This is a genomic window from Plantibacter sp. (assembly GCF_059073635.1).
Genome location: NZ_JCACOF010000008.1, coordinates 112998 through 130630, shown reverse-complemented (window position 1 = coordinate 130630; position 17633 = coordinate 112998). Strand labels below are relative to the sequence as shown.

The following is a 17633-nucleotide window of genomic DNA, read 5'->3' as shown; positions in this document are numbered from 1 at the left end:
CTGTGAACGTACACAGAGTAGGCGTGCGTTTCTGAATCTGTCAACACGGAGCCCGCCGAAGGCCGCCCGGACCGGCGCTAGGGTGGAGCCGTGACCCCTCCGCCGACCCGACGCAAACGAGCGACGGTGCACGATGTCGCCGTCGAAGCCGGCGTCTCCCGGGGCACGGTCAGCCGGGTCGTCAACGGCGAGCGCTACGTGTCGGCCGAAGCGCGCGAGGCGATCGAGGCCGCCATCGAGAAGGTCGGCTACGTGCCGAACACGGCCGCCCGGAACCTCGTCATGCAGCGCACCCAGGCCGTCGGGTTCGTCGTCCACGAGCCGCACAGCCTGTTCGTCGACGACCCCAACATCGGCAACATCCTGCTCGGGGCGAACGAGGCCCTGTCACAGGCCGACCACCAGCTCGTCTGTCTGGTCGTCGACTCCGAGCGCGACACCGACCGCATCACCCGGTACCTCTCGGGCGGCTTCGTCGACGGGGTGATCATGGTGTCCGCGCGCCAGAACGACCCGATCACGCGCGTCATCGAGCGCCTCGGCCTCCCGGCGACCTTCGTGGGCCACCCGCCCGACCTCCGTGAGCTCCCCTTCGTCGGGATCGACAACCGGTCGGCATCGGTCGACATCACCGGTGAGCTGATCGGCGCCGGCCGACGGCACATCGGCATGATCGCGGCAGCCCTCGACCGGGACTCCGGCTCCGACCGACTCGCCGGGTTCCGCGATGCGCTCGGCGACCGCTTCGACGACCGACTCGTCGTGGAGGTCCCGCTCTACTCGCACCAGGACGGCTTCGCCGGCATGTCGGAGCTGCTGCGCCGGGAGCCGGCCGTCGACGGCGTGTTCGCGGCTTCGGACGCCGTCGCGGCCGGAGCGCTCGAAGCCCTCCGTGCGGCAGGGCGGAGTGTGCCGGAGGACGTGTCGGTCGTCGGCTTCGACGACTCGGCGTGGGCGCTCCGTTGCCACCCGCCGCTCACCACCGTCCACCAGCCGGCGGCGGCCGTCGGTCAGCGCGCGGCGGAAGTGCTCCTCGCCCAGCTCCGGGGCGAGAACGATCTCGCCGGTCGGCTCGTTCGTCCCCACGTCGATCGTGCGTCGCGGGAGCGTCTGAACCCGTTCGTTCGCCCATTCTTGGGCGAACCAGCACTCCGTCGCCCAAGAATGGGCGAACGAATGCCGGAGGAGCGACTCAGAGCTGCGGTGACGGCCGTCGGATCGCGGCGCGCTTGGCCTCGTCGAAGGTGTCCACGTGCAGCCATTCAGGCGGGCTGGGCGCGACGATGAGCACGTCGTAACCGGTGCCCTGTGCCTCGACGTACGCGAGACAGCACTCGGGTGAGGAGGGATCGGCGTCGTTCGAGATCCGCCATTGCCGGGCACCGATCGGGACGACGTGGTGCCGTTCGGACGAGTCTCGCGCTGGAGACACATCGTGCTGCGAGGGAAAGGACGGCTCGAGCGACACTGCTGGAGCATGCTTCGTGACCATGACCTCAGGCTACGTCGGCGCACGGACCGGTCCACGAGGCTTGACTTCACAGGTTCACGGCGACGCGCCGTGCGGTGGGAGGACGGTCAGCGCGGTGGCCGGCGCGAGGTCTCGAGCCCCAGCAGGATGAGCGCGACGACGATCGGGCCGTAGACGAACCCGTCGGCGAGCGTCAGTGATTCGCCGAGGAGGAGGACCGCCACGAGGACCAGCAGCACCGGTTCCAGGTAGCTGAGCAGTCCGAAGACGCCGAACGACAGCAGGCGACTCGCGACGAGGTACAGCACGAGGGCGACGCCACCGATCACCCCGAGGAGCACGATCCCCCAACCCAGCTGCGGGTGCGCGGCCAGGATGGCGAGTGAGGACGGTTGCAGCGCCAGCACGATCGCGGCGGGGACGAGGACCGCCAGCTCGAAGCAGAACGCACCGATCGAGTCGAGCCCGGCTCGGCGCCGGATCGCGAAGTACACCGGGTAGCCGACCGCGACCGCGATGGTCGCCCAGGACAGCCCACCGGCCACGACGATCGCGGCGGTGACGCCGATGGCGGCTGCGGCGACCGCAGCGATCCGGAGCGGTGCGAGTCGCTCCCGATGCAGGACGACGCCGACCACGACCATCGCCAGTGGCATCAGGAGGTAGCCGAGCGCGAGTTCGAGCCCGTGCCCCGTCTGCGGTGCCCAACCGAAGAGCCACAGCTGCAGGGACAGCAGGAGCCCGTCGACCACGACCACGAGGACGAGGAGCGGACGACGCGCGAGACGGACCGCGATGTCGCGGACGTCCCGCCACCACCCGAACACGACGATGAGCGTCGCCAGCACCGGCACCGTCGCGATCACGCGCCAGGCGAAGATCTCGTTCGCCCCGAACGGCTCCAGCAGCGGTGGCAGGAAGAACAGCGCCGCGAACAGGAACGAGGCGACGACGGAGACGAGGACCCCGCGGGGCGTCGTCTCGCGATGCTCAGGGGGAAGGGCGGCCGTCACGGGTCCTCACCCTATCGTCGCGCGGGCAGCTCAGCTCGCGCCACACAGAGCATGAACACCTGCGCCTTCAGGCCGAACGCTGGAACGTACTTCACGCGTCCCCACCCCTCATCTGGTGCATGACATCGCCCACGCTCACCAGGTGTACGGGTCGAAGGTCCACGTGCCGTCGGTCGACAACACGACGGCACCGTCCACCCACACCTCGCAGTCCTCCGCGGTCACGATGCCGTATTCGCCCGACGCCGAGGCGAACGCGGCGAGGAAGTCGGCACTACCCCGACGGGTGGTGGTCACGAGGAACCCCGCCGTCGCGGAGTACTCCGAGAACTCGAACTCGGGACCACGGGTCAACAGCCAGGTGACGCCCGACATCTCGTCGCCCTCCGAATTGTCGATCGCGATGGAGCAGCCCTCGGGTTCATAGGACGTCGATGCGATGCAGGCGTCCACGTACGCGTGGACCGCAGCGGTCGCCCCCTCCTGCCCGAGCGCCGTCAGTGTCGGGTACAGATACGCCGTCGGCCTGCCGTCCCATTCGGCCTCCACGCTGGGCACCTCGAAGTCGAAGAAGCCGGTGGTCGAGTCGGCCGCGATGTCGTACTTCCCCGGTCCGACGACGTAGACCGTCGTCTCATCCACTGTGCCCACGTGCTCGCCTCCGACGGAGAGGTCCAGCGCACCGAACCTGACCGTGGGCACCGTGATGGTCGGCAGGCTCGCCGGTTCGATGCGCCACGCGCTGAACCACAGGAAGCCGGACGGCTGTGAGCGCAGCGTGAACGCCGTGGTCTGTCGTTCACCGCCGCGCTCGAACGCGACGTCGACCGTGGCGACCCCGTTCTCGGTCCGGGTCGCTCCGACGCGATAGGCCGTCGGGCGGTCGGTCGCGAGCGCGTACCGCTCATCGGTCAGGAGGTCGACGCTGTAGCCGAGTTCGGCGGCGGCGGCAGCGGTCCCGTCCATCGCGACCGCCCGTTCGAGGTGCCCGTCCTCCAGTGCGTCGAGGTACGGCTGCAGCATCACCGACGGTGCCGTGGCCGCCGTCAGCGACACCGACGCGCCGACCACCCAGGCCGCGGCGACGACGACCGTGGCGGCGATGACACCGCCGAAGGCGACCGGACGCAGTCGGTGCGACGGCGAAGCGACGGGGGCGACGCTGCCGCCTCGGGTGACTGGTTCAGCGGTGTCGGCCGCGCCGACGGTCGGGTCCTCGTGCACCGGGCATCCTTCGATTCCGGGTCGCAGGGAGGAGCTGCCGTCCCGGAACCCGCAGCGCCTCGCGCATCGGGACGGACGTGGCGGAGGACCGCACGCGTTCGAGGCAGCACCGCATCATCTCACCTCACGGCCGCGGAGCACCAGATGCCACCGCCGCCGCCGCTCACCAGTCGTGGACGGTGCCGTCCGTCAGCCGGTTCACCGGCAGGTACGCCTTCGTGTACTCGAACGCGGCGGCCGCGTCCTCGTCGAGTTCGACGCCGAGGCCGGGCTGCTCGCCGGGGTGCAGGAAGCCGTCGTCGAAGGTGAAGGAGGTCTGGAACACCTCGAGGGTCTGCTCGTTGTGCGGCATGTACTCCTGGATCCCGAAGTTGTGGATCGCGAGGTCGAGGTGCAGCGCTGCGGCCATCCCGATGGGCGAGATGTCGGTGGGGCCGTGGATGCCGGAACGGATCCCGTAGATCGCCGCGAAGTCGAGCAGTTTCTTCATCGCCGTGATGCCACCGGTGTGCGTCACCGCCGAGCGGACGTAGTCGATGAGGCGCTCGGTGATGAGGGTCTGGTAGTCGTACACCGAGTTGAAGACCTCGCCGATGGCCAGCGGCGTGGTCGAGTGCTGGCGGACGAGTCGCAGGGCGGTCTGGTCCTCCCCCGGTGTGCAGTCCTCGAGCCAGAAGAGCTTGTACGGCTCGATGTCCTTCGCGAACCGGGCGGCCTCGATCGGCGACATGCGGTGGTGTCCGTCATGCAGGATCCGGAGGCCCGTCCCGAAGTCCTCGCGGATCCGTTCGAAGACGCCCGGCATGTGCGCGAGGTAGCCGGCGGTGTCCCAGGACTCCTCGGTCGGTGCCGTGGCTGCCGAGCCGTCCGCCGCGCGCTTCGCCGGCTCGTAGTCGTAGCGGACCCCGGGCCCTGAGGCGGACACCCCGTAGACCTGCCCGAGCCCCGGCACACCGGTCTGGACGCGCACCGCGGTGAACCCGAGCTCCTGGTACCCGGTGATCGCGTTGGCGAGCGCCTGGTAGTCCGTCCCCGAGGCGTGGGCGTACGCCCGGATCCCCGATCGACTCGCCCCGCCGAGCAGCTGGTACAACGGCACCCCGGCCTTCTTGGCCTTGATGTCCCAGAGCGCCATGTCCACCGCGGCGATGGCCGCCATCGTGACGGGGCCGCGCCGCCAGTACGGTCCGCGGTACAGGTACTGCCAGGTGTCCTCGATGCGGTCCTCGTCGCGGCCGATCAGCATCGACGCGACGTGGTCGCCGAGGTACGACGCGACGGCGAGCTCGCGCCCGTTGAGGGTCGCGTCGCCCCAGCCCACGACGCCGTCGCTGGTGGTGATCTTCAGGGTGACGAAGTTCCGGCCGGGACTCGTGACGATGACGTCCGCGCGTTCGATGCTCATGGAGGTTCCTTTCGAGGAGGTCGGGTGCCGGTCAGATGGCGTCGCGCGGGTCGGTGAGGTCCCGACCGGCGACCTCGGGCATCCAGATGGACGCGACCAGGGCGCAGAGGGTGAAGACGCCGAGCATGATGATGATCGGGATGAAGGAGCCGGTGGCGGCGGACACCCAGGCGGCGGCGATGACGGGGCCAGCGCCGGTCGCGACGATCGCGGCGATCTCCCGGGCCATCGCGGTGTAGGTGTAGCGGTTCCGCGCGCCGAAGAGTTCCGGCAGGGTCAGGTTCTCGAGCGACGCGAAGCTCATCACGGCCAGGTTGTGCAGGACGACGTAGCCGACGAACACCTGGACGGTGTCCTTGCTGTGGATCATGAGCATGGTCGGGACGATGATGATGAGCGCGATGATCGCCCACACCATGTACATGCGCTTCCGTCCGTACCGGTCACCGAGCCAGCCGGAGAGCGGCACGGTGATGAAGGCGACGAGCGAGGAGACGATGACGGCGTTCACCCCGATCGACCGGTCCAGCAGCAGGACGACGGTGATGTAGCTGATGAGGTACGTCTGGACGAGTCCCGAGTTGCCGGCCTGACCGAACCGCAGCAGGAGCGCGATGCTGAACGCCTTGATCGGCTTGCGGTTCATGGCCTCGAGGGTGCGGAGGTTGCCGGTCTCGGTCGCGAGGGCGATGGTCTCCTGCTTGGTGAGCGCCTTGCCGTCGACGACGTCGTCGCGCTCCTCGAAGACCGGGCTCTCCTTGAGGTTGAAGCGGACCCAGACCGCGAAGAGCATGATCACGACGCTGCCGATGAAGGGGATGCGCCAGGCCCAGGCGATGACCTCGTCCTCGCTGAACGCCAGGAGCAGACCGGCCCACAGCGCGGAGGCGAGCAGGGTGCCGCAGTTGGTCCCGAGCGCCACGAGCGACGCGATGATGCCGCGGCGCTTGGCCGGGGCGTACTCGGCGAGCATGACGCCGGCGCCCGAGATCTCGGCACCGGCTCCGAAGCCCTGCGCGATCCGCAGGAGGACCAGCAGGATCGGCGCGAGGATGCCGACCTGCGAGTAGGTCGGCAGGAATCCGATGAGCGTCGTCGACAGGCCCATGAGCAGGATCGTGTAGAAGAGGACCTTGGTCCGGCCGGTCTTGTCGCCGAGCCGGGCGAAGAAGAACGCGCCGACCGGACGGGCGACGTAGCCGACCCCGTACGTCGCCATCGCGGCGACGACGGCCATGGCCGGGTCCTCGTTGGAGAAGAAGAGGTCGGCGAACACGAGCGCGGCGGCCAGCGAGTAGAGCTGGTAGTCCATGAACTCGAGCGCGGTGCCGAGCCACCCGGAGATGGCGGCCCGGACGAGGTCGCGGACGGATCGGTTCGCGGTGGGGTCGCCGGTGGCGACGGACGACTTGGGTTCTGACATGAGGTACTCCTTCGGACCTACGGGATGCAGCGGAAGTGGGGGTGGGAGTGTGCGGTGGGTGGCTCAGAAGGCGAGGAGCACCTTCGCCGAGCGGGACGAGTCCCGCGCGACGGCGAAGGCGTCGACCGCCTCCTCGGCTGGGATGACCTGGGTCACGACGGCGTCGAGGAGATCGCCCTCGGCGAGGAACGCGATCGCGTCGTCGATCTCGGTGGAGAAGCGGAACGCGCCGCGGATGGTGAGCTCCTTGGCGAGCATGGGGGCGAGGTTGATCGGGCTGTCGGCGTCGGGGAGCATGCCGACCTGGACGATCGACCCGCCTCGTTTCGCGGCACGAACCGCCTGGGTCAGGGCGACCGGTGCGCCGGAGCATTCGAAGACGACGTCGTAGGACTCGTCGGCGACGGCGTCGCGACCCACGAGGAGGAGCTCACCGGCTCCGACGGTCGCGGCGCGTTCCAGTGCCTGTTCGCGCATGTCGCTCGCCGCGATCCTCGCTGCACCGGCCCGGGCGGCTGCGGCGATCACGAGCAGACCGATGGGCCCTGCACCGATGACGAGGACCCGCGCACCGCGCACGTCGCCGGCCAGCCCGACCGCGTGCATGGCGACCGCGAGGGGTTCGGCGAGCGCCGCCCGCTCGAGCGGGAGCCCGTCGGGCAGGACGCGCACCATCGAGTGTTCGACGATCAGGTACTCCGAGGCCCCACCCTGTCGGTGCGGGTCCGCCGCGGCGCTCCCGAGGTAGTCGCCGCCGGGTCGCAGGTGTGGGCGGTCCTCGAGCCCCGGCAGGCTCGGGCCGTATCGCGCCGGGTGCACGGTGACCCGGGTGCCGGGGGCGAGCCGCCCGGAGGGGTCCACGTCGACGACGGCCGAGAGCTCGTGGCCGGGGGTGAGCGGTTCGCGGATGACGTACTCGCCGTTCGCTCCGTTGAAGTAGTAGTGCAGGTCGGAGCCGCAGATACCGACGTACCGCACCCGGAGGCGGACCTCGCCGTCGCGTGGTTCCGGGGTGGGGGCGTCCTCCCAGCGGATGTCCTCCGCGCCGTGGATCGCGAGCGTCTTCATCGGTTGGCTCCTGTCGTGGTCATGGGTGCCTGCGAGGCGGCGATGCTGTCGCGGATGGCCGCGTCGACGCCGTGTCGGCGGATGGTGTCGATCAGTTCGCCGACCCGCGAGATGAAGGTCGGCTGCTCGGCGAGGTCCTGCCCGAAGAGGTGCAGCTCCGCGATCACCCGATGCGCGAGGTGCCGACCGTCCGTCGACGTGCCCGCCAGCCGGGCGAGCTCCTCGCGGGCCGGATCGACCATGGCGCGCGCGTGCGGACCGGGGTCGAACCCCGGCATCGGGGCGATGCAGGACAGGTAGGCCGCGACCGTGAGGGCGATGAGGTGTGGAACGGATCCGGCCTCGAGCAGACGGAGGGCGGGCTCCGGGATGCGCTGTCGCAGCTTCACCGACCCGTCGGTGCCCACCTGCGCCGTGCGGTGCCCGAGGGCGTGGTTCGCCCAGCGTTCGAAGAGCTGCCCCTCATACGTGCGGACGTCGACGCCGGACGGGAACCGCACCGACGGTTCGTACTCGTCGCGGAGGATCGCCAGTGCGGCGGATTCGACGGCGGTGTCGGCGATCGACTCCGAGATCGTGGCCACCCCGCGGAGCGCACCGAGGTAGGCGATGAGCGAGTGCGTCCCGTTGAGGAGCCGCACCTTCATCTGCTCGTACGCCCCCACCTCGTCGGTGAACACGGCGCCTCCGGCCTCCCAGGCGGGACGCGCAGCGGCGAAGCGGTCCTCGATCGCCCACATCGTGAACGGTTCGGCGGAGACCGGTGCGTCGTCCCGGACGCCGAGGCGGGCTGCCACGAGCTCGCGCAGTTGCGGGGTCGTCGCCGGGACGATGCGGTCGACCATGCTGGACGGGAAGGCGACCGCGCTGTCGAGGTAGGCGAGCGCTTCCGCGCCCTCGGTGCCGCGCAGTTCGGAGAGGAAGGCCCGGACGAGCGCCTCCGTGCGAGCGCCGTTCTCGCTCAGGTTGTCGCAGCTCAGGATCGTGATCGGGGCGCCGCTGCCGGAAGCCCGCCGCTGCAGACCGCGAGCGAGCTGGCCGATGGTCGTCTGCGGGGCACCTCCCCGGAGGTCGGCTGCGATCAGCGGGTCGTTCAGGTCGAGGAGGCCGGTCGACGGCGAGGCGCTGTAGCCGTGCTCCGTCACGGTCAGCGTGACGACCCGGATGCGGTCGTCCGCGAGGGTGCCGACCACGCGCTCCGGATCCTCCGCCGCGACGAACGCGTCGGTGTGCACGGCAGGCACGGAGAACGAGGCCCCGGTGGGTGAGATCTCGGCGACCGTGTAGCGGAGATCCTGCGCCCGCATGGCGTCGACGACCGCTCGGGACCGGGATGCGACACCGACGATGCCCCATTCATCGCCGCCCGCGCTGAGCGCAGCCGCCGTGTAGACGGCCTGGTGCGCTCGGTGGAAGTTGCCGAGACCGAGGTGCAGGATGCCGGCGGCGGACGGTGCCGGGTGCTCCGGACGCGGGCCCGAGCCGGCGCCCAGTCGCGGCGGCAGGGCCGTCATCGCCGAGCCTCGGGGCACCGCGTCGTCGGCTGGAGGAGATCCACGTCGATCATCATGAAAGCGATTCTGAATGGTTTGTACAAAGTTTGTCAAGTAGTTTCATGGCAGCACGATGCCGCATCATGAGTACACCCGACCCCGCGAAGGATCAACCGTGACCGCCACCCTCACCGATGTCGCCCGTCACGCGGGCGTCTCCATCGCCACCGCGTCGCGGGCGTTCGGCGAGCCGGATCGCCTTGCGAACGCGACGCTCGAGCGGGTCCTCACGGCGGCGGCGGACCTCGGGTACTCGAACCCGAACGGTTCGACGGCGGAGAAGACGTTCGGCGTCATCGTCCCCGACATCGCCAGCCCGGTCTACGCGACCCTCCTGAAGGGCGTCCACGCCCAGGCCTGGCAGGGACGCCACCGCCCGGTGTTGTTCGACACCGATGAGGACCTGCATCGCGAGCACGAGCAGCTCGAACTGGCGCGGAAGCTCAACGGGATGCTCCTCTGCTCGCCACGCCTCCCCGACGACGAGATCCGCGCGCTCGTGGGCGACACCCCGGTCGTGGTGGTCAACCGCATCATCGACGGCCTCCCCTACGTCGTGATGGACACCGAGAGCGGGCCACGGCAGGCGGTCGAACACCTCGCCGCACTGGGTCACCGACACATCGCCTATGCGGCCGGTCCGAAGCACTCCTGGGCGGACCTCCGCCGTGGCGACGCGGTCGCGGCGGCATGCGAGCAGCTCGACATCGAGTTCACCCGCCTGGGCCACCAGGCGGCCTCGATCCAGGGCGGCCTCGCCGCAGCGGCCACGATCGTGGCGAGCGGCGCGACGGCGGTCATCGCCTACAACGACCTGGTCGCCCTCGGCATCGACGCCGGGATCACGTCGATGGGCAAGCGCTGCCCCGACGACCTCAGCATCATCGGCACCGACGACATCGAGATGGCGTCCATCCGCCAGCCCGGTCTCACCACCGTGCGGCTCGCGATCAACCGGTGCGGGTCGTTGGCGGTCGAGGTGCTGCTCCAGGCCATGGCCGGCGGGTCGCCCCGTTCGGTCGCGAGTCTCGACTCGCAGCTCATCGTGCGCGATTCGACCGCAGCCCCGCGTCGGGACTGACGCGGCGGACGGCAGCTCCGCCGATCAGCCGACGTCCCATCGGTGGAGCCGAGCGGCCGCGAGACCCGACACGAGCGCGCACGCCGCCATCAGGCTCCAGACCACTGCGAGCGGCACGGGCTGAGGGCCTCGGGAGATGGTCGCCTCGAGCGCGCCGACGATCCAGGTCGTGGGCAGGACCCGGAAGAGACCGGCGACCCACTCCGGAAGGATCGCGAGCGGGAAGAGGGCCCCGGACGTGGCGAGAGCGAGCATCGGCAGCAGGTACGCGAGTTGCATGGCGATGTCCGGGTTCGACAACCGCGCCGCGAGGAGGTAGCCGAAGCCGAGCAGCATCGCGCCACCGAGCAGGATCGTGCCGGCGATCGCGACGAGGTCGGAGAGTGGACGGGTGGGCACCGTCCAGGCGGCCAGGGCGATGATCACCGCGGCCTCGACGACGACCAACCCCACGCGGATCGGCAGGTGTCCGAGCAGATAGGCGTCGCGACGGGCCGGCGAGGTCGACAGCGCCCGCAGCAGGCCGGTGCTGCGATGCCGGACCAGCGGCACCGTGGTGAGCATGAAGGCGATCGCCATCGTCCCCGTGCTCGAAACGAGCGGGAGGGCGCGCTCCAGCACACCGGCAGGCGTGTCGGACGCCGTCGCCACGAGGGCGTCCACCCCCCAGAGCAGTCCGATCAAGGCGAGGAAACTCGCCACGAGTGCGATGATCGAGCGCGGGTCCCGGACGAGGTCGCGCGCGTGGGCCGCGGCGAAGCTCCGGACCTGCGCTGGGAACGCAGGCGTCGTGCTCATGGGCTGTGGGCCCGGTCGCCGTCGGCTGCGGACGTCGGCCGATTCGCGAGATCGATGAAGAGATCCTCGAGCGACCCGTGCGCCACTCGGAACCCGCGGGGTCTGAGACCGGTGGAGAAGGTGAGTCGGCGCAGCACGGCGTCAGGGTCGTCGGTCACGATCCCGACCAGGCTGACGGCGCCCTTCGCCGTCACGGTGATCTCGCCGGGGATGTCGTGCGAACGCAACTCGTCCGCGGTGGTCCGGCCGGGGACCTCGAAGGTCACCGTGGCCGTCGCGGCGTGTTCCCGGACCAGGGTCTCCGGCTCCCCCGAGGCGGCGATCGAGCCGTCCACGAGGACGGCGATCCGGTCGCAGACCTGGGTGGCCTCGTCCATGTGATGCGTCGAGAGCAGGATCGTGGTCCCGCGTTCCTGCTGGCGCCGGATGATGCCCCAGAGGTTCCGTCGGGCCTGCGGGTCGAGTCCGGCCGACGGCTCGTCGAGGACGACGATCTCGGGATTGCCGATCAACGCGATGGCGATCAGCAGGCGACGCTCCTGGCCGCCTGAGAGGTGCTTCACGCGCACGCGCCGTGCCTCCCCCAGATCGAGCTCGTCCAAGACCTCCTCGGGACGCCGCACGTCGCGGTAGAACGACGCGAAGAGGTCGAGCGTCTCCGCGACCGTCAGCGTCGGGAACAGGGTGGCGGCCTGCGGCTGCACCGCCATCCGCTCGGTCACGTATCGGCGGTCGATCGACGGGTCTCGTCCGAGCACCCGGACGGTTCCGTCGGTGGGACGGCGGAGTCCGACGATGGTCTCGAGCGTGGTGGTCTTCCCGGCGCCGTTCGGTCCCAGCAGGCCGAACACCTCGCCCGCGTGGACCCGGAGGGAGACGTCGCGCAGGACGCTCCGGTCGCCGTAGCGCTTGCTGAGCCGGTCGACGGTGACGACCACTCGGTCCGATTCGTTCATCGTCGTCCTCCAGACGGCGGGGCATCGTGTTCACCCGGGAAGAAGATCTCCTCGATCGGGCGGGAGAGCAGTGCGGAGACCCGGAACGCCAACGGCAGGGACGGGTCGTAGCGCCCGGTCTCGAGCGCGTTCACCGTCTGCCTGGAGACGCCGAGTGCTTCAGCGAACTGGACCTGGGTCCACCCGCGTTCGGTGCGCAGGGCGCGGACGTCGTTCTTCATCGGGTGGCCCGGAAGGAGACGACACCGATGGTCACGCCCCAGACCGCCATCCCGCCGATGAACACCCACCATTCCGGCTGGGGGACGACGACACCGGCGGTCGACAGGAACACGACCGCGAGGCTGATCAGCATCGCCGCGCCGAACCCGATGGCGAGACTCAGCACGATCACTCCGCGCTGCAGTTCGTCGACGCGGCGCACGTGTCGGACGAGTGCGATCACGATCCACACCACCGGCACGAGCGGGACGAGTGCGACCGCGACGGCTGCGGGCGATCCCGGCTCGGTGGGGAACAGCTCCGGCAGGAAGAGGAACGTCACGAGGAACCCGACGGCACCGGCCGCGATCTCCCACATGTATCTGCGGGACGCACGACGCTCCTGCGGCGTCGATCCCCGTGTCGTGTGCTCGTTCATGCTGCCACCTCTCGTTGCGTGTCGGACATCGTGGTCGTCCGCCCGTCGCGCTCGGACTGATCCCACTCGAACCACCGCACGGCGAGCACGCCTGCTGCGACGGTGACGAGCGACATGAGCCCCCAGAGCGCGGGGACGGGGAGGAACGGTTCGGCCCCGGTCAGTGAGGCACTCGCGGCGGCGACGAACCAGGTGGTCGGCAGGCAGTTCATGGCGACCTGCACGGCGGCAGGGAGGATGGACTGCGGCAGGAGCCCGCCCGACGCGAACACGAGCCCGATCGTCACCATCACCATCGTCTGTTGTGTCGCCTCGGCGTTCCGCGATCGGGCGGCGAACACCAGCGCCAGAGCGAACAGCATCGCCGCTCCGAGGAGGAACGAGACCCCCAGGGCCAGGAGGTCCACGCCGTCGACGTACCTGCGCCAGACCGCGATCCCGGTCGTCAGCACCAGGATCCCCACCGCCACCAGCGCGCGCAAGGGGAGCTGCGCGAGGAGGAAGGTCGACCGGCGGAGCGGCGTCACGCCGAGCAGCCGGAGCAGCCCGCGCTCCCGCATCGCCACGAGTGGGACGGTCGTGCCGATGAACGCCAGGCTCGCGACCCCGACCAGGACCACGATGCCGAGGTTCTCCTGGAGCGGGTCGATCTTCACGTCACCCTCGTCGTCCATCACCGTCACCCCGTGGGCCGGGACGCCTGCGTCGCGCAGCCCTCGCCAGATCGGGTCCCATGCAGCCTGGTCCGCAGCGTCGAGCACCACCAGGGCGCGCCCCTCGTGCACGGTCACCCGCGTGTTCCGATCGGGGTCGTCGGGGGCGACCACCTGCACACCGGCCCGCTCGAGCGCCGACGAGACTCCCGGTTCGTCCGTGTCCAGCGCTGCGACCGGAGCAGGGCCCAGGACGACGAACGCGAGCCACATGGAGACGTAGATCACGAGGATGATGCCGGTCATGAACCACATCGAGATCCCGGTGAGCGGGTTCCTGAGCACGTCGCGAGCGCTCATCGACGCCAGCCGCCGGAACGCGGCGCCGCCGCAGCGGGCCGACCTGTCGTTCGTCATCGTCGGCGCATCTGGACGATCGAGTCCGAAATGACAAGGAAACCTGACATACGTCAAGCATGCTTGTCATCCGGCGACGTGTCAAGCTTCCTTGGCAACGACAGGCACGGCAGGATGGGATCGTGCTGAACCGACTGGGTCTCCTCCGTATGACCGGCCGCGACCCCGGCGAGGGGCACCGGGTGGCGAGCCCGTTGGAGCTGCTCTTCGACCTCGTGTTCGTCGTCGCCGTCTCCCAGGCCTCGCAGAACCTCCACCACGGGATCGTCGAGGGTCACGCGGCGGAGACGACCGTCTCCTACGCGATGATCTTCTTCGCCATCTGGTGGGCGTGGATGAACTTCACCTGGTTCGCGTCCGCGTTCGACACCGATGACTGGCTCTACCGCATGACCACCATCGTGCAGATGGGCGGGGTCCTCGTGCTCGCCGCCGGCGTGCACGACGCCATGGTCGACGGCGAGTGGGCGATCATCACCATCGGCTACGTCATCATGCGACTGGCGATGGTGGCGCAGTGGCTCCGACTCGCGTTGTCCGATCCGGAGCAACGCGCGGTGGCCCTCCGGTTCGCGATCGGGATCAGCCTCGTGCAGGTCCTCTGGGTCGCGCGACTGGCCCTTCCGGTGGAGGGGCAGTTCTGGACCTTCTGGCCCGCGATGCTGCTCGAGGTGCTCGTGCCCGTCTGGGCGGAACGGGTCCACCGCACGCCCTGGCACCCGCATCACGTCGCCGAGCGGTACGGCCTGTTCACGCTGATCCTGCTCGGCGAGAGCCTTCTCGGTTCGGCGAACGCCATCATCGACGCGGCGAACAGCGACGAGCGGATCGACGGGCTCGTCGGCTTGGCCGTGGCAGGCATCGTCCTCGCCGCCGGGATGTGGTGGATCTACTTCAGCCGGGAGCAAGGGGGTCGCCTGGCCTCGTCCCGCCAGGGGTTCGCCTTCGGGTACGCGCACTACGTCGTCTTCGCCGCCGCCGGTGCCGTCTCCGCGGGGATCGAGGTGGAACTCGACCTGCTGACGCACGCGGGCGAGCATCTCACCGCCGCCGTCGCGTCCTTCTCGCTGACCATCCCCGTCTCGGTGTTCATGGTCGCGGTCTGGTTGGTCCTGCTCCGCGGCAGGATCTCGACCACCGCCTCGATCCTCTTCCTCCTGGCCGCCATCGCCGTGCTGGCCTCCGCCACACTCCCGATCGTGACCGTCCTCGGCACCGCGACCGCCGTGGGGCTCGCCGTCCTCATCCTGGAGGTGCAGCGCGTCCGCGAGCGCCGGTGACGGTGAACCCGCCGCGACACGTCTCCGTCACCGCCGTGGGCGGACGAGACCACCTTTGGCCAGATCCATGTACCAGTTGTAGAGCGAGGACCGCTCCGCCAGTCGTCGTCGAGGATTCCACCGACCCCGGCGGTCGTCGTCTCGTAGGCGTACTGCTCCGCCGATCGACGTCATCGCCGCGCGCGGGCATCGTCGGCCACCAGGAGGTAGCGCTCGTCGTCGAGGATTCCACCGACCCCGGCGGTCGTCGTCTCGTAGGCGTACTGCTCCTCGATCGACGTCATCGCCCGCAACTCGTCGAGGTACCCGACGAGGACGGGAAGATAGGCGCCCTGCGCCAGTCGCCAGGCGGCCTTCTCCTGCGCGCGCCGGAAGCAGATCGCCAGATCACGCGGGAGCGCTCGCACGAGTGGTTCAGGATCCCCCGCCGCGCCGGGCGCCGCCCCGAACGCCCGACCGAAGTCGACCAGCAGGGAGTTCCCGTACGTACTGAACGCCGCAAGATCCCGGGTCGACCCGGGCGAGACGACCAGGGTGTAGCCGTCGCGGTACGGCGACGGACGGTGTGGACCACGACGATCCGGCACCGCCAGCGGCGCAGTCACCCACTCGCGGACGATGGCCGACGTCCGGTCGTGGTCGTCGACGCGCGTCCGGGACTAGATAGGCGCCGCAAGATCCCGGGTCGACCCGGGCGAGACGACGAGGGTGTAGCCGTCGCGGTACGGCGACGGACGGTGTGAACCACGACGATCCGGCACCGCGAGCGGCGCGGTCACCCACTCGCGGACGATGGCCGACGTCCGGTCGTGGTCGTCGACGCGCGTCTCGGCGCTGCTGAACACCGAGGAGCGGTCGGCCAGCAGTTCCAGGAGCAAGGAGCGGTCGGCCAGCAGTTCCAGGAGCACTCGGCCGTCGTGCAGCATCGTGATCGCGATGCCCATCGGCATCCGGGGGTTCTCCATGTCGACACGGTAGCGGTCACGCCCGGACGGCGGGAACGACGAAGGCCCCCGATTCCTCGGGGGCCTTCGTGTCACATCAACTGGTGCGCGAGGCGGGACTTGAACCCGCACGCCCTTTCGAGCACTGGCACCTGAAGCCAGCGCGTCTGCCAATTCCGCCACTCGCGCGAGACACCAGACGTCGCCGCTCTCGCGGCAACTTATCGAGGATAGCACGCGGAGCCCGGGTGGCAGAACACCGGAGATCCGCGCCAGAGCAGGACGAAACGGCCCCGACGGTCCTGTTCCGATGCCGATCTCCTGCTGCCGAGCGGGTGAACACCTGGCGTCGGCGCCCGCGTCGATTGGCCTCGTGTGCAGGCAAACCGTCTAACATTGCCTGGACACCGACACGAATCGAGAGACCGTGGGCATTCTGGACAACTTCGAGAAGGGACTCGAGCGCGCCGTCAACGGCGCCTTCGCGAAGACCTTCAAGTCCGGACTCCAGCCGGTCGAGATCACGAGCGCGCTCCGACGCGAGCTCGACACCAAGGCCGCCGTCGTCTCCCGCGACCGCATCCTCGTGCCGAACAAGTTCACCGTCCGCATGTCGCCCACCGACTTCGAGCGCATGGACGCCATCGGCCCCTCCCTCATCGACGAGCTCGGTTCGCTCGTCCAGAAGCACGCCAAGAGCCAGGGGTACTCCTTTCCGGGTGCCGTGACCATCAAGCTCTCCGGCGACCGCTCCCTCCCCGACGGCCTCGTGCAGATCGACAGCGTCAACCTCAAGGGCTCCGTCACCTGGGCACCCGTGCTCGACATCGGCGGTAAGCGCTACCCGATCACGCAGGCCCGCACGGTCATCGGCCGCGGTACCGAGGCCGACATCACGATCCCCGACACCGGCACCTCACGGAAGCACGTCGAGATCCTCTGGGACGGCAACGCCGGTCAGGCGCGCGACCTCGGCTCGACGAACGGCTCGAAGCTCAACGGCCAGTCCTTCCGCCAGGCGGCCCTCTCCCCCGACTCCGTCATCGAGATCGGCCGCACCAGGATCGTGTTCCGGGTGGTCGCCAAGGCCGGCGGATCCGATCGCCAGATGAGCGATGCGACCCGACGTCACGATGTGTCGTCCTTCGGCGACTCGTGGGGGGACGGCGCGTGAGCGAACTGACCCTGCTGGTCCTCCGCATCGGCTTCCTGCTCCTGCTCTGGACGTTCGTCTTCGGCATCGTCTACGCCCTCCGCACCGACCTCTTCGGACCACGTGTCCGGAAGCCGCAGCAGCAGTCGTCGAACGGAGCCCCGGCCACACCGCCGCAGCCGATGCGCGCCGCGGCCGCCCCGGCCCCCAGTCGGCCCGCCACCGGCGGATCGAGCGGCACGCCTCCGCGCGCCACGGTCGACAACACCTCGCGCCTCGTCATCGTGTCCGGGCCCAAGCAGGGCACCGAGCTCCCCCTCGGCCGCGAGCCGATCACCATCGGCCGCTCAGCGGACTCCGGCCTCATCATCCGCGACGACTACACGTCCACGCATCACGCGCGCCTCATGCTCTGGAACGACGAGTGGATGGTCCAGGACCTGGATTCCACCAACGGCACCTTCCTCGCCGGCAAGCGCGTGAGCGTCCCGACGCAGATCCCACTCGACACCCCCGTCAAGGTCGGCCAGACCAGTTTCGAGTTGCGGCGGTAA

At 69.7% G+C, this 17633-nt stretch carries 18 protein-coding genes and 1 tRNA gene; 5 read left to right on the top strand and 14 right to left on the bottom strand.

Annotated elements, in window-relative coordinates:
- The first annotated feature begins 90 nt into the window (after positions 1-90).
- Positions 91-1287, top strand: a complete 1197-nt coding sequence (locus tag AC5JOC_RS07830; protein ID WP_494246029.1) for a LacI family DNA-binding transcriptional regulator — start codon at positions 91-93, stop codon at positions 1285-1287.
- Positions 1288-1578: 291 nt separating this feature from the next.
- On the opposite strand, the gene rarD is transcribed toward AC5JOC_RS07830, so the two are convergent.
- From rarD to AC5JOC_RS07800, 6 genes are all read right to left on the bottom strand, one after another.
- A complete protein-coding gene (gene rarD, locus AC5JOC_RS07825; RefSeq protein WP_079704349.1) occupies positions 1579-2484 on the bottom strand; it encodes an EamA family transporter RarD in 906 nt (301 codons plus the stop codon).
- A gap of 135 nt (positions 2485-2619) precedes the next feature.
- Positions 2620-3708 carry a hypothetical protein gene (locus tag AC5JOC_RS07820; protein WP_494246027.1) on the bottom strand — a complete coding sequence of 363 codons (1089 nt, stop codon included), beginning with the start codon at positions 3706-3708 and terminating at the stop codon, positions 2620-2622.
- Between the two features lie 163 nt (positions 3709-3871).
- Positions 3872-5113, bottom strand: coding sequence for a D-mannonate dehydratase ManD (gene manD / locus AC5JOC_RS07815; RefSeq protein ID WP_079704346.1), 1242 nt, complete (start codon positions 5111-5113; stop codon positions 3872-3874).
- Positions 5114-5144: 31 nt separating this feature from the next.
- Complete coding sequence (locus AC5JOC_RS07810; RefSeq protein ID WP_086472499.1) at positions 5145-6536, bottom strand: MFS transporter; 1392 nt, start codon at positions 6534-6536, stop codon at positions 5145-5147.
- 63 nt (positions 6537-6599) lie between these two features.
- Complete coding sequence (locus AC5JOC_RS07805; RefSeq protein WP_494246025.1) at positions 6600-7604, bottom strand: L-idonate 5-dehydrogenase; 1005 nt, start codon at positions 7602-7604, stop codon at positions 6600-6602.
- The gene (locus AC5JOC_RS07800) at positions 7601-9118 is read right to left on the bottom strand and encodes a mannitol dehydrogenase family protein (protein ID WP_494246023.1); all 1518 of its coding nucleotides are present in this window, start codon (positions 9116-9118) and stop codon (positions 7601-7603) included. The genes AC5JOC_RS07805 and AC5JOC_RS07800 overlap by 4 nt, the downstream gene beginning before the upstream one ends.
- A 154-nt stretch (positions 9119-9272) precedes the next feature.
- Between AC5JOC_RS07800 and AC5JOC_RS07795 the strand changes: the two genes are divergently transcribed.
- Positions 9273-10238 carry a LacI family DNA-binding transcriptional regulator gene (locus AC5JOC_RS07795; RefSeq protein ID WP_124767854.1) on the top strand — a complete coding sequence of 322 codons (966 nt, stop codon included), beginning with the start codon at positions 9273-9275 and terminating at the stop codon, positions 10236-10238.
- Between the two features lie 24 nt (positions 10239-10262).
- Here AC5JOC_RS07795 and AC5JOC_RS07790 read toward each other — a convergent pair whose 3' ends face one another.
- The 5 genes from AC5JOC_RS07790 to AC5JOC_RS07770 are packed head-to-tail and all read right to left on the bottom strand — an operon-like array spanning position 10263 to position 13702.
- Positions 10263-11036: an ABC transporter permease gene (locus AC5JOC_RS07790; RefSeq protein ID WP_494246021.1), complete on the bottom strand. Its 774-nt coding sequence runs from the start codon at positions 11034-11036 to the stop codon at positions 10263-10265.
- Positions 11033-11992: an ABC transporter ATP-binding protein gene (locus AC5JOC_RS07785; protein ID WP_494246019.1), complete on the bottom strand. Its 960-nt coding sequence runs from the start codon at positions 11990-11992 to the stop codon at positions 11033-11035. Before AC5JOC_RS07785 ends, AC5JOC_RS07790 begins: the two co-directional genes overlap by 4 nt.
- A complete protein-coding gene (locus AC5JOC_RS07780) occupies positions 11989-12213 on the bottom strand; it encodes a helix-turn-helix transcriptional regulator (protein ID WP_079704339.1) in 225 nt (74 codons plus the stop codon). The genes AC5JOC_RS07785 and AC5JOC_RS07780 overlap by 4 nt, the downstream gene beginning before the upstream one ends.
- Entirely contained in the window at positions 12210-12632 is a 423-nt protein-coding gene (locus AC5JOC_RS07775) for a hypothetical protein (RefSeq protein ID WP_192004014.1), read from the bottom strand. The genes AC5JOC_RS07780 and AC5JOC_RS07775 overlap by 4 nt, the downstream gene beginning before the upstream one ends.
- On the bottom strand, positions 12629-13702 hold the full coding sequence (locus AC5JOC_RS07770; RefSeq protein WP_426738982.1) for an ABC transporter permease: 1074 nt from the start codon (positions 13700-13702) through the stop codon (positions 12629-12631). The genes AC5JOC_RS07775 and AC5JOC_RS07770 overlap by 4 nt, the downstream gene beginning before the upstream one ends.
- A gap of 122 nt (positions 13703-13824) precedes the next feature.
- On the opposite strand from AC5JOC_RS07770, the gene AC5JOC_RS07765 reads away from it, so the two are divergent.
- Positions 13825-14982: a low temperature requirement protein A gene (locus AC5JOC_RS07765; protein WP_494246016.1), complete on the top strand. Its 1158-nt coding sequence runs from the start codon at positions 13825-13827 to the stop codon at positions 14980-14982.
- A gap of 170 nt (positions 14983-15152) precedes the next feature.
- Here AC5JOC_RS07765 and AC5JOC_RS07760 read toward each other — a convergent pair whose 3' ends face one another.
- The 3 genes from AC5JOC_RS07760 to AC5JOC_RS07750 form a co-directional block, all read right to left on the bottom strand.
- Positions 15153-15587, bottom strand: a complete 435-nt coding sequence (locus AC5JOC_RS07760) for a hypothetical protein (protein WP_494246014.1) — start codon at positions 15585-15587, stop codon at positions 15153-15155.
- 54 nt (positions 15588-15641) lie between these two features.
- Positions 15642-15947, bottom strand: a complete 306-nt coding sequence (locus tag AC5JOC_RS07755; protein ID WP_494246012.1) for a hypothetical protein — start codon at positions 15945-15947, stop codon at positions 15642-15644.
- An 81-nt stretch (positions 15948-16028) separates the two neighbouring features.
- A tRNA-Leu gene (locus tag AC5JOC_RS07750) sits at positions 16029-16115 on the bottom strand.
- Between the two features lie 238 nt (positions 16116-16353).
- On the opposite strand from AC5JOC_RS07750, the gene AC5JOC_RS07745 reads away from it, so the two are divergent.
- The gene (locus AC5JOC_RS07745; RefSeq protein WP_124767843.1) at positions 16354-17100 is read left to right on the top strand and encodes an FHA domain-containing protein; all 747 of its coding nucleotides are present in this window, start codon (positions 16354-16356) and stop codon (positions 17098-17100) included.
- A complete protein-coding gene (locus AC5JOC_RS07740; protein ID WP_192004009.1) occupies positions 17097-17633 on the top strand; it encodes an FHA domain-containing protein FhaB/FipA in 537 nt (178 codons plus the stop codon). The genes AC5JOC_RS07745 and AC5JOC_RS07740 overlap by 4 nt, the downstream gene beginning before the upstream one ends.